Here is a 12,088-nt window from a genome sequence, read left to right as displayed (position 1 = left end):
CGATCTCTTCCCGGGGAGAAATCAGGCCGATTTATTGCCGGAACCGGTGGCATCGAACGTAGTTTCAGGAGCATGGGCACCGTTTTTCTGCTTCACCACCACGATGATATGGCCGCATTCCTGACAGGAAAAACGAGCCCGTTCCCCTTTCATCTTGGATTCGTCAATGTTGTATTTTTTCGAACACTCTTCGCAAATCGCCAGCATGTCCTTCTCCAAGTGCTGAAATTCGATCCATGGACTATCGACCCGGCCCGCGTGCCTTTGTCCGGCCGTAGTATTAGTTATTGTTATATGGTTTTACCAAACGCCGGTCAAATTAATTTTTAACAAATCAAGAAGTTGCTTGATCATTCCGGCTGGCGGTGCCGAATCGCGCGCCGTGGACTTTTGCAACGGTCAAGCCATGTTGCCATCCGAGCCGCCCATGGCGGCGATCCTTTTCCTGTCTTCGGCAACCTCGTTTTTCTTCCGGTCCCCCCCAGGTGTTCCAATACGGCGAACCGGGCACGACCATCCGGTCGGCGGTGAAGAAATGGAATGTTCCTTTTCGATCGCGGTGTTGCCGCGTTTGCGCGCTGCCGTCGCAGGCGACACATGCGCCCTTGCCGCATTCCGCAATGGCGTCTTTCGCCGAACGCCGCGTCGCTGTGTCCAGACAGTGCGCCGACCTTCTTTCCGCCAGCCGGACGGTTGGTTTCCGCTTAACGGGTCTTTCGGCAAAATGCAAGCAAATTACCGGTACGACAAACACTCACGGTCATTTCCACTCTGCGCGCCTCTTGAAAAAAGCGACAAATATCGTCTTTCGCCGGCCCGATCTCGACCTGTCGCATTACGAAGCCACCTTGCAGGTATTGTTGCAATTTACCAATTTTTTATTGACAGAGCGGATGCGGTATATTTCCATCAGCGAACGTATGCCTGCCAGGAAAGAAGCGACTCCTGGCCGCGGCGACAGGATAGCAACAAGGACAGGACAGGCGCCTGACTTTATAAACCCAATCTTGTAGGGGTACCCATGGCTGTTGATAGAGAACACGATGAGGAAGATGTCCAGGTCGAGGAGTGCTCGATCTGTGGCGGCGACATCATCGTGGATGGCTTTTGCGAGGAAGAGGATATTGTCTACTGTAACGACTGCGAGGCCGAATTCATGATTCGTTCGCTTGATCCTCTGCGCCTTAAACTGCTCGATGACGATATCGATGCCGATCTCGATGAATCGGATGACCGTTACGACGAGGAATATGACTGACAGACTCTCGTCTTCAAGCCAAGGCCCCGTCGTTCTTATGAATTTGCGTTTTTGAGGTGTTGACGAATGAATTTTCTCAATTTATCGGCAAAGAAGCCTCCGTACAACCAGGTCAAAGCCGTCATCCTGCCGGTTCCCTACAGCGGCACAGGCCGCATTCCCGGCATGGACAAGGGACCGGAGGCCATTCTCCAGGCCTCGCAGATGTTGTCGGATTACGATGTCGAGACCAATACCGACCTCAACGAGTTGAGTCCGCAAACCTTGGAGCCCCTGATCTGTCCGGAAAACCGGCAGGACGTTCTGGATGAGATCGCCAACCAAAGCAGCCCCCACTTCAAGAAAGGCAAACTGGTCGCGGCCATCGGCGGCAGCCACCTGATCACCGAGGGACTGGTCCGTGCCGCCCTGGCCCAGGATAACAACCTCAGCGTCCTCCATCTCGGCGCCCACCCGCACCTGATCGATCCGATTGCGCCCGACGAGCCCGATGTCATGGCCCGGGTCCAGGAAAAATGCATGGTGTCCCATATCGGCATCCGGAGCATGGCCAAGGCGGAAAAGAGCAAGATCCATATCGACAACCTGGTCTTTGCCCGCGACATCTACAACAACGGCCTCAACGCCGCGGCCGATGCCATCGATGTGCTGAGTGAATCCGTGTATTTGGCCATCCACCTGGACATCCTCGATCCGGCCTGCATGCCCGCGGTGGCCAAGCCCGAACCCGGCGGCCTCGATTGGTACACGCTCAACAACCTGATCCGGATGGTGGCCCGGGAAAAGGCGATCATCGGCTTTGACGTCACCGGCCTGGTTCCCCAGAAAAACGGCTTGCATGCCCATCTGCTTGCCGCCAAGCTGGTCTACAAGACCATGATCTGCTGCCTGCGCACCAGCCGCTGACCCGTCGCTTGCCAGTAAACCGGCCCGGACCCCGCCCAGGGGCGGCCGGGTTTTTATTTGGCGCACGCGGCGCCGGTCCCCTTCCCTCCCTTGTTTGCCCCTGGCGGCATGCTTGTGCCGATGGCCTCAATCGTCGTCTTCAACGGCCGGTTGCAGTGTTGCGACCGCCTGCTGCAACCGGAACAGGCAGAACATGGCCCCGCCCACCATGGCCACCAGCCCGACCAAAAACGCCTTCCAGCCGAAATGCTCGTAGAGTGCGCCCGGGGCAAAGGAGCCGACGGTGCCGCCGAGGTAGTAGAACGAGATGTAGACGCCGTTGGCTATGCCCTTCTTGCTTCGGGCCAGGGTGTTGACATAGCCGGAAAGCAGCGAGTGGGCCATGAACATGCCGGTGCAAAAGACGAACATGGCCACGAACATGGTCGAGCGGTCCGGGATCGTGAAGCCGCCGATACCCGCGACATAGAGCAACAGCCCGGCCATGGCCACCCGGATTTCGGTGCCGAACAGGCGGATCAACCGGCGGACATTGAGCGAAACCAGAATGCCCATCACATAACCGGAATACATCAGGCCGATGCCGGTTTCGCCCACACTGGGATCGATGAGCTTGAGTTGGAACGGCAGAAAGTTGAGCAGGCCGGCGAATACAAAAAAAACGGCAAAGATGGCGCAATAAAGCCACAAGAACTGGGGCTGCCGCACCAACTCCGCCACCTGGGCCATGGTGGGCCGGCTGTATGCCAGATTGGCATCTTGCTTGAGATTGCGAAGCAGAAAAAAGCCCCAGAGTAAAAGCAGCCCGAGCAGGAAAAAGAAAAAGCGCCAGCCAAACAGGTCGGTGAACAGGCCAGAGAGCAAGCGGCCCAGAAAACCGCCCAGAATGGTGGCGGCGATGTAGCGGGCCACGGCCGCCTGGATATCCTCCCTCGGGGCGGTGAACGAAATATAGCTGACCAGCGAGGTTAAAATCGCCGGGATGGCCATGCCTTGGATGCCGCGCAGGACAAGGAGCACCAGGTAATCGCTGGTCAAACTGAAAATCAGTTCGAGCAGGCCCAGCAGCAGGATGGCAATACGGACGATCGTCCGGGCCGAAAACGATTCCAGCAGCACGCCGTAGAACATGGGCGCAAACCCGAGCGGCAGCATCATCAAGGTGGTGAACAGGATGGCCTGAAACGAACTCAGGTCGAATTCCTGCTGGAAAACCGGCTGAATCGGTTGGGCCGCGTACAGGGTGCAAAAAGTGACGACGGTGCAGAAGTAGATGGTGGCCAGGGGGCCATCGCGGTGGCTTGAAGCGGGCTCGGACAAGTTCGCTCTCCTTGGTTTAGGCGCATCGGTTGCGCGGCGCGGTCCGATGGAATCAGCCGCAACAGCGCGTTTCAGCGGCGGACGACCCGGCCCAGGGCCGTCGTCCGGAACAGGCGCAGCAGCAGGCTACTCAGCAACAGGGCCGCCGACAGGCGGACCCCGATTATAACCCAATAGCTTGCCCCGAACAGGACGAACAGCAGCACATCCTCGACCAGCGAGTGGCAGATCATGAGAAAGGTGCCGATATAAAAAATATCCTCCCGGCTGAGCACACCCCGGTCCGCTTCGTGCAGCAGGATGCCGGCCCCATAGGTGATGCCGAGCAGCTGGCCGGCGATGATGGGCAAGGCGGTGTTGACCCGGGCCAGGTGCCGGCGCACCAGAGCGGTCGTTTGCAGCAGGTCCATGGCCACGATGACCGCGCTGATCAAAAGGATGATCTTGGCTGCCAGAATCAGGGCGCTGCCCAGCGAATGGACGAGCACCTGCCCCAGGCCGGCGTATTGGGGCGCAGCGGCCGTGCTCGCCTGCTGGGCCGAGCCGAACAGCGAGGCCGGCAGCATCAGCACCGGCACCACCGCCAAACAGGCTCCGACGGTGCGCAGCACCACCGAGTAAACGGTGGCAATGCCCAGCCGGGACATGACGGCGCATTCCACCAGCATCGAATGGCAGACCCCGAGAAAAACCCCGAGGATGGTCCATTGGTATGGGGTCAGGCCCAGCGGCGCGGCAAAGGCGATGCCGGCATAGATGTTGAGCAGCACGCCGCCCGCCAGGGCCATCGCCGCCTCGGGCGGCAGGTCGAAGAGTGCGGTCAGGGGCGCGAAAACAACGGTCAGGGGCCGCAGGGCATCGAAATAGAGCAAGAGGTCGGCGGCGATATGCAGCGGCACCACATACTTGAGAATCAGCAGCGCGCTGGCGACCGAGGAGCGGCAGCTGGTGCGCAGGCGCGATACTAAACGGCTCTGCTCGTCCATGTTTTTTTGTTCGCGGGTTGAAGGAATCTGCCGGAAGGAAGACCGAAACCGGTATACCGTAGATCGCGGCTGGGAACCAGCTGATTTCCAGGCATCCGCCACCGCGGGATACACCGGGGAGCCCCTGCCTCGTTTCGCAACCAGCCATTTTATAGACGGAAACAATCGCGACCATGCCGACAGCCATCGAACCGAATCTCTCCCTCTCTTCCCTGCAAACCTGCCGCGTCTGTCCCCGCGCATGCACCTGCGACCGAAGCGGCGGCGGCCATGGCTTTTGCCGGACCGACGCCGGGATGAACATTGCCGCCATCACCCTGCACCGGGGAGAAGAACCGGCGATCAGCGGTCCCCTGGGCATTTGCAACGTGTTCTTCGCCCATTGCAACCTGCAGTGCCGCTTCTGCCAGAATCACCAGATTTCCGGCAACCACCGACCCGTCCCCACCTCCTTCCGCTCGCCGGAACAGGCGGCCGATGCCATTGCCGCCATCCTGAAAACCGGTGTCAACCGGCTTGGCTTTGTCTCCCCTTCGCACATGGTGCCGCAGATGGTGGCTATCGTGGCGGCGGTGCGGCAACGCGGCTTTCGCCCGATTGTGGTCTACAACAGCAACGGCTACGACCGCGTCGAAACCCTGCGGGCCCTGGAAGAGTGGATCGATGTCTATCTGCCGGACTGCAAGTACGCCGATCCGCACCTGGCCCGGACCCTGTCCGGCGCCGCCGATTACCCGCAAGTCGCGGCAGCGGCGCTGACGGAGATGTATCGCCAGAAAGGCAACATCCTTCATCTCGACGACCGCGGCCAGGCGGAACGCGGGCTGATCGTCCGCCATTTGGTCTTGCCCGGTGCCGTGGCGAACAGCCTGCAGGTGCTCCGGTTTCTGGCGCGCGAACTCTCGCCCCGCCTCACCCTGTCGCTGATGGCCCAATATCAGCCGACCGTCGCCACGGCCGACTGTCCGCCGCTTGACCGGCCGCTGGTGCCGACGGAGTACGGACAGGTGGTCGCCGAACTGGAACGACTCGGTTTCACCAACGGTTGGCTGCAGGACATGGCCAGCGCCGGCCACTACAATCCCGACTTCAGCAGCCCCATCCCGTTCTCGGATTGATCGTACAGATAAATAGATAAAATCGATTTCCCCTGCTCGGTCGCGTGTGCAATCCGTTGCGTTCCTCGGCGCGAATCTTTACACTACCGTTTATGTTTCGGGCGGCACCCTATCCGGCTGCCCAGCCAGGCACGCACCCCGGTAACCGACATCAAGGAGACAACCATGCCCATAACCGGACGAATTCCCCTTTTTCTGCTGTTTTTTTGCTGGGTGCCGCTGCTGTTTGGCACCTGGGCCGCGGCCGACGACGATCAGGACGGCATCATGGTGGGCCGGATCGCGCACCTGGAAGGCAGGCTGCTGCGCTATGTCGGTGAAAACAAGGACTGGGTGGCAACGGTCCAGGATGCGCCCTTCGGTTTGGAAGATGCCCTGTACGCCGAAAACGGCGCTAAGGCGGAATTCCTCCTGCCCAACCGGACCTGGATTCGGATCGGCGGCAATACCCAACTGCAAATGATCGCCCTCAATCCCGAGGCAACCACCGTGGACGTGGCCTCCGGCTTGGCGCGGATGTACAACAAGAACCGGGATGCGGTGATCAAGGCAACCACCCCGTTCGGCTATGCGGTGGCGTCGGAAGGCGCGGTTTTCGATCTCTATGTTGGTGACGAATCGATGGAATTGATCGCCGTGCGCGGCAATGTCGATTTCGTCCACGAGGCCACCGGCAACCGCTACGAGGTTCGGGAGCGGGATGCCTCGCTGATCGCCGACCGACGCGGCATTGCCCGCGGCAACGGCACGGTCGACGCGGCCTGGGACGACTGGAACGGCCAACGCGACAGCCTCTGGGCCAAGCGGCTGCGCTCGCAGGGTAAGGGGGCCGAATATCTGCCCGAGCAGATCCGCGACGAATCCTATGCCCTGGAAGAAAATGGCCGCTGGGAACGCGTCTATTACGAAGGCGACTATCGCAACATGTGGCGGCCGACCAGGATCGATCCGGGCTGGCGCCCCTTCACCGAAGGCCGCTGGAGCGTCTACTACGGCGATAACTGCTGGATTCCGGCCGAGTCCTTTGGCTATGTCACCCACCATTACGGCTCATGGGTGTGGGTCGATGCCTTCCGGAGCTGGTACTGGATGCCGCCGGTGGTCCGGATCATCGACACCGCCCCCAGCTTGTTCATCGCCTTTGGCTGGTATCCGGGCCGGGTCGGCTGGATTCACAGCGGCTCCACCATCGGCTGGGTCCCCTTGGCGCCGAATGAGGACTACTACTGCCATCGCCCCTGGGGACGCCGGGGGATAGTGATCAACCGCGGCCCGGCGGTCAACCTCAATATCGACCGGTACCGTTATCTCGACCGCGCGGTCATCGTTTCCGCCGACCGCCTCTACCGCGGCAACCGCTACACCCCATTTGTCCAGCGGTTGAGCAGGACGGCCATTGTCAATAAATACAAGCCCGCCCCGGTAATCAACAAGAACGTCATCGGCAGCTACGATACCGACCGGCGGCGATTCACCTTCAACGACACCAAAGTGGATCGCAAGCCGCATGCCACCGTGCTCGGCCGGATCGACAATAACCGGCGGCTTTTCCAGAACGCCGGCCCTCTCGGACGGGAGCAGATCCGCCAGGATCTCGACAAGGCCACGGTGACCGCGATACCGACGACAACCACCATCCGCAGCCCCTTGGTGAGTAACAAGGTGGTGGGTGCCGGCCAGGCCAGCCAACCGGCCGAACGCCTTTCCTTCCCAACCCAGGAGTTGAAACCCAAGGATCGCCAGCGGCAGCTTATAAATGCCGGGCCCGAGTCAACGATCAACCAACGCGGTGGCGGCGATGTCGGTCAGGGACGGCCGATGCCGGGTCAGAAGGATGACTGGCGGCGGATGCGCTCTGCCCAGGACGCACGCGACCGGGTGATGCAAGACACCGCCCCGGCAACACCTGGGGCCGAGTTGGACAAGTCCTCCGGTGACCGGCGTCCCGGCCCGCAGGATCGAGATCGTGAGCGAGGCAATCTGGGGCCACGCGAGCCGGGGGACCAGGGAGGCGAGCGGCGGATCAGATCGCCTCGGGAGATGTCGTCCCAGGAAGGCGGCCCGTCTTTCCCACAACGCCGACAGCCGCGCGACCCGGGAGCAAGCCGGCAGGGTGAGCAGCAACGGATGCAGCAACAGGAAGTCCAGCGCCGGCAGGGTGAGCAGCAGCGGATGCAGCAGGAAAACATGCTCCGTCAGCAGGAAGAAGCCCAGCGGCAACAACAGCAGGAGTTCCAGCGCCGCCAGGGCGAGCAGCAACGGATGCAGCAGGAAAACATGCGCCGTCAGCAGGAAGAAGGCCAGCGGCAACAGCAACAGGAGTTCCAGCGCCGCCAGGGCGAGCAGCAACGGATGCAGCAGGATAACATGCGCCGTCAGCAGGAAGAAGCCCAACGGCAACAACAGCAGGAAGTCCAACGCCGCCAGGAAGAGCAACAGCGGATGCAGCAGGAAAACATGCGCCGTCAGCAGGAAGAAGCCCAACGGCAGCAGCAACAGGAAGTCCAACGCCGGCAGGGCGAGCAGCAACGGATGCAGCAGGATACCATGCGCCTTCAGCAGGAAGAAGCCCAGCGGCAACAGCAACAGGAAATCCAACGCCGGCAGGGTGAGCAGCAACGGATGCAGCAGGAAAACATGCGGCGTCAGCAGGAAGAAGCCCAGCGGCAACAACAGCAGGAAGTCCAACGCCGGCAGGGTGAGCAGCAACGGATGCAACAGGAAAACATGCGCCGTCAGCAGGAAGAGAGCCAAAGACAACAGCAGCAGGAGTTCCAGCGCCGGCAAGGCGAGCAGCAACGGATGCAGCAGGATAACATGCGCCGTCAGCAGGAAGAAGCCCAGCGGCAGCAACAGCAGGAGTTTCAACGGCGGCAGGCCGATCAGCAGCGAATGCAACAGGAAAACATGCGCCGTCAGCAGGAAGAGAGCCAGCGGCAGCAGCAACAGGAAGTCCAGCGCCGGCAAGAAGAACAGCAACGGATGCAGCAGCAAGGACCAGGCGCGGGGCCGCAACGCCCATGACCTCCCCCTTGCAATAAACGCCTGGCCCCACCAGGTTCCAAACGTTTTGACCACGACGCCCCGGCTGCAACGGGGCGTCGTTTTTTTTGCCTCCGTCTGATGAGTTAAAAGATCAGGCTCCAGGCCATTTTGGCGGCGACCGCGTAAAGGAACAGGGCAAAAATTCGCTTGAGCTTGTCCACCGGCAAGGCATGGGCCAACTTGACGCCAATGGGCGCGGTCAACATGCTGGCGCACACGATGCCGACCAAGGCGGGCAGGTAGACAAAGCCGAGGCTGTATGGCGGCAGGTCGGTTCCGCCCAGGTTGTTGACGATATAGCCGGCAGCGCCGGCAATGGCGATGGGAAAACCGATGGCGGCCGAGGTGCCGATGGCCCGATGGGCAGCGACATTGCACCAAATCATGAAGGGCACCGACAGGGAGCCGCCGCCGATGCCGACCAGGGCCGAGACCACGCCGATGAGCGATCCCATGCCGAACATGCCGCCGGTTCCGGGCAGGTCACGCGAGGCCGAGGGCTTTTTGTTGAACAGCATCTGGGTGGCGACCACGAAGAGAAACAGACAGAAAAAACCCTTCAAAAAGGCGGTGGGCAACCGTGAGGCCACAAAGGTCCCGGCAAAGGTGCCGATCAGGATGCCGGGGACGATTCGCTTGACGATCACCCATTCCACCGCGCCCCGCTTGTGGTGGGCCATGAAACTCGAAATCGAGGTGAAAATAATGCTGGCCAGCGAGGTACCCAAGGCGATGTGCATGATTTGGTCGGGCTGAATGCTCTGCTTGGTAAAGCAAAAGACCAGCATCGGCACGATCACCACCCCCCCGCCAACGCCTAGGAGACCCGCCAGCACCCCGGCGATCAAACCCACAACCAGATACATCACAATAATCTCTACAGACATAACCTGCTTCTCCTTGCATCACTCCGAAGTGTTTGACTTTGACGGCCGGATCGTGCCGCCCGGTCCTTCCTGCGCTACTTGTTGCGATGTTTTCTGCTGCTCGCCGAAAATGTGCCGTTCGATCTCGGCGATGTGCCGCTCCATGGCCAGACCGGCCGCCGAAGCGTTCCTGGTCGCCAGGGCGTCGATAATCCGTAGATGCCCTTCCATTGAGGCCAGCCGGCGTTCATTGGTCTGTAGCCAGACCGACCGGCTTTCGTTCACGATCGACTGAATGGCGGCCATCACCCGGACAATCACCCGGTTGCCGGTACTTTCCGCCAGCACCAGGTGGAACTCGGCATCAAAACCGTCGGCTTCGCGGCCGACCGTCAAGGCCCGCTGCTGGTCGCAGACCAATATCTTCAACCGGTCTATGCCTTCGGCCGAAATTCGTTGGGCCGCCAGGACGGCGAGCTGTGGTTCGACCAATCGCCGGAACTCGAGCACTTCGTGCAGCAGGCCACTCTGCTCGTTGATGGCATCGGCAATGGCATCGGTGGACAAGGGGGTCTCGATGGCGGTCAACAGATAGGTACCATCCCCTTGCCGGCTCTCGATGACGCCCCGCTCCGCCAGGGCCTGGAAAGCCTGACGCAGGCTACTGCGGGACACGCCGAACGTCTCAGCCAGCTTACGTTCAGGCGGCAGCTTGCTGCCCGGCTGCAACTCACCGTTGCGGATCATGGCGCCGATCCGCTTGATCAGCACTGCGTAGGTATACTTCTTGTCTTCTTTTGCAAGCGACGATGTCACGGGTCCATACCTCCTGCTTATTGGTTCAACCAATAACACGGAAACGCTCCCTGGGCAAGCAAAATATGCAACCACTGCTTATTGGTCAACCAATAAAGGATCAAGCGAATCCCTTGCCAAACAGCTAGCCTGCAACATCGCAAAAGCATGGATCTGTTATCGCGTTACCGCTCGATAACCTTGCTGTTGCAGGATAACGCCAATCATTTCGTACGCAAAATAACGTGTTATCTTCTGGCAAGGATGACTGCGGCTGTGACAAATTGTTTGCCAATAACAACTTTGGATGCCACCCCTGGTGCGGGCCAGCACGGTCATTGTCCGCCGCTTGGGTTCCCCTTCTCAATTTTTCCTCATTTGTGTTTATTGTGGCGTATATTTTGGTAGTTGACGACGATGTGATGCTGACCCAGATGCTGGTCAAGCATTTCGAACGGGCCGGCTACCGGGCCCAGATGGCGTCCACCCTGTAGCTGGGCGTGGAGCAAGCGCACGCCGATGCCTTCGATGTCATTTTTCTGGACGTGCAAATGCCCGACGGCAACGGACTTGGTTTCCCCGATTTGCCGCAACCCCTTCCAGCCCCGACATCATCATCATGACCGGCTCGGGCGACTCGAACGGCGCCAAGCACGCCATTCAATCGGGCGCCTGGAGCTATCTGGAAAAGCCCCCATATCCTGCGCGGCCTTCTCCTGCCCCTGACCGGGGCCTTGAACAAAACCATGGAGTGCTTCAAAAACGAGGCCATTGATTGATTCATCGTTCATGGTGCGCCCCGCCTTTGACCTGCTACAGTGGAAAGCATTCAAGCGCCGCCAGGAGTGCGAGTACCTGCTGCGGCATCGCAGGCGGCCAACGACAAGATCGTTCAACGGGGCTACATCTCCGACCTTTCTCTCGCCTCGTCACCCGCTTGAATCCGCCGGCCGAACGGCTCACAGGCTGTGAGGAGGCGGACGCGCTCGGCCATCGTTTAAGCCTGGTGTACCGGGGCGTGGACGAGGACAGCGGCCAAGGATATTGAAACCCCGCAAGACATCAAACGGTTTCAAAAGATTATCGCCGCGCACCAGCCACTATGACCAGCTCTGCCGTTCCTTTGTCCGCAAGGACGGAGAGACCGTGGTGATGGAATCGAGCGCGATTCCGGTCTTTGATCAGCATGAAGGGGGGGCTCGGCTACCAGAAGGCCAGTCGGGATAACCGGGTAACAATGGATGTTTCAATCCAAGCCCCTGCGTGAGGGGCGACGGCATGTCTTCCGGAACGTAGTCCTTGATTGCGTTGTTTCAATCCTGTTAGCGGCAAACTAAACAACCACCGACTTGAAGTCGGTGGGTTTGAAATCGCGGACTGAAAGTCCAGCAATACCGGCAGGCTGCGCAGCCGGTTCACGGCTCAACATCAAAACTGTCACGAGGATTTGGTTCAAAATGATGCAAAAGGCACTCCGAGATCATCTCTTTTGTCAGTTCGCCAGCCGTTACGCAAAAATAGCCACGTGCACAAAAATTCCGGCACAAATAGCGCTTTTTCACGTGGGGAAATTCTTCAAGTCAGCTGCTAGCAGAATGCTACCCGCCTGAAAGGCGGGGGTTTTAACCTTCTTTTTCGGACGAATAAAAATGCCCCACCGCGGCACCTAAAAATTGACCCACTTTTCCGTTAAAGATGCCGACCGAGGAGGTCGGCATGAAGACACAGGAAGAGTGTATGGAAATAAGGATACTGAGCAGGCAAGGGAGGGGGATCCGCGAGATATCGCGGTTA

10 protein-coding genes are annotated in these 12,088 nt (G+C 59.8%); 5 read left to right on the top strand and 5 right to left on the bottom strand.

Translation table 11 applies throughout. The features are described 5' to 3' along the window. Window positions 1-21: 21 nt before the first annotated feature. Window positions 22-207 (bottom strand): zinc-ribbon domain-containing protein, encoded by a 186-nt coding sequence (locus RMR13_RS01315; RefSeq protein ID WP_310598840.1) that lies wholly within the window; start codon window positions 205-207, stop codon window positions 22-24. A gap of 278 nt (window positions 208-485) precedes the next feature. On the opposite strand from RMR13_RS01315, the gene RMR13_RS01310 reads away from it, so the two are divergent. From RMR13_RS01310 to RMR13_RS01300, 3 genes are all read left to right on the top strand, one after another. Beyond that, window positions 486-1,013 carry a hypothetical protein gene (locus RMR13_RS01310; protein ID WP_310598839.1) on the top strand — a complete coding sequence of 176 codons (528 nt, stop codon included), beginning with the start codon at window positions 486-488 and terminating at the stop codon, window positions 1,011-1,013. Between the two features lie 8 nt (window positions 1,014-1,021). Then, window positions 1,022-1,258, top strand: a complete 237-nt coding sequence (locus tag RMR13_RS01305) for a hypothetical protein (RefSeq protein ID WP_310598838.1) — start codon at window positions 1,022-1,024, stop codon at window positions 1,256-1,258. Window positions 1,259-1,324: 66 nt separating this feature from the next. After that, entirely contained in the window at window positions 1,325-2,164 is an 840-nt protein-coding gene (locus RMR13_RS01300) for an arginase family protein (RefSeq protein ID WP_310598837.1), read from the top strand. Window positions 2,165-2,290: 126 nt separating this feature from the next. Here RMR13_RS01300 and RMR13_RS01295 read toward each other — a convergent pair whose 3' ends face one another. Continuing rightward, window positions 2,291-3,484, bottom strand: coding sequence for an MFS transporter (locus tag RMR13_RS01295; protein WP_310598836.1), 1,194 nt, complete (start codon window positions 3,482-3,484; stop codon window positions 2,291-2,293). 71 nt (window positions 3,485-3,555) lie between these two features. Then, complete coding sequence (locus tag RMR13_RS01290) at window positions 3,556-4,470, bottom strand: nucleoside recognition protein (protein WP_310598835.1); 915 nt, start codon at window positions 4,468-4,470, stop codon at window positions 3,556-3,558. Between the two features lie 173 nt (window positions 4,471-4,643). Between RMR13_RS01290 and RMR13_RS01285 the strand changes: the two genes are divergently transcribed. After that, window positions 4,644-5,588, top strand: coding sequence for a radical SAM protein (locus tag RMR13_RS01285; RefSeq protein WP_310598834.1), 945 nt, complete (start codon window positions 4,644-4,646; stop codon window positions 5,586-5,588). 165 nt (window positions 5,589-5,753) lie between these two features. Continuing rightward, window positions 5,754-8,612 carry a DUF6600 domain-containing protein gene (locus tag RMR13_RS01280; protein ID WP_310598833.1) on the top strand — a complete coding sequence of 953 codons (2,859 nt, stop codon included), beginning with the start codon at window positions 5,754-5,756 and terminating at the stop codon, window positions 8,610-8,612. Between the two features lie 104 nt (window positions 8,613-8,716). Here RMR13_RS01280 and RMR13_RS01275 read toward each other — a convergent pair whose 3' ends face one another. Then, entirely contained in the window at window positions 8,717-9,520 is an 804-nt protein-coding gene (locus RMR13_RS01275) for a sulfite exporter TauE/SafE family protein (RefSeq protein ID WP_310598832.1), read from the bottom strand. 18 nt (window positions 9,521-9,538) lie between these two features. After that, window positions 9,539-10,315: a FadR/GntR family transcriptional regulator gene (locus RMR13_RS01270; RefSeq protein ID WP_310598831.1), complete on the bottom strand. Its 777-nt coding sequence runs from the start codon at window positions 10,313-10,315 to the stop codon at window positions 9,539-9,541. Between the last annotated feature and the right edge of the window lie 1,773 nt (window positions 10,316-12,088).

This window comes from Desulfobulbus sp. (assembly GCF_031547805.1).
GTDB lineage: Bacteria > Desulfobacterota > Desulfobulbia > Desulfobulbales > Desulfobulbaceae > Desulfobulbus.
This window is presented reverse-complemented; position numbering and strand designations above follow the sequence as displayed.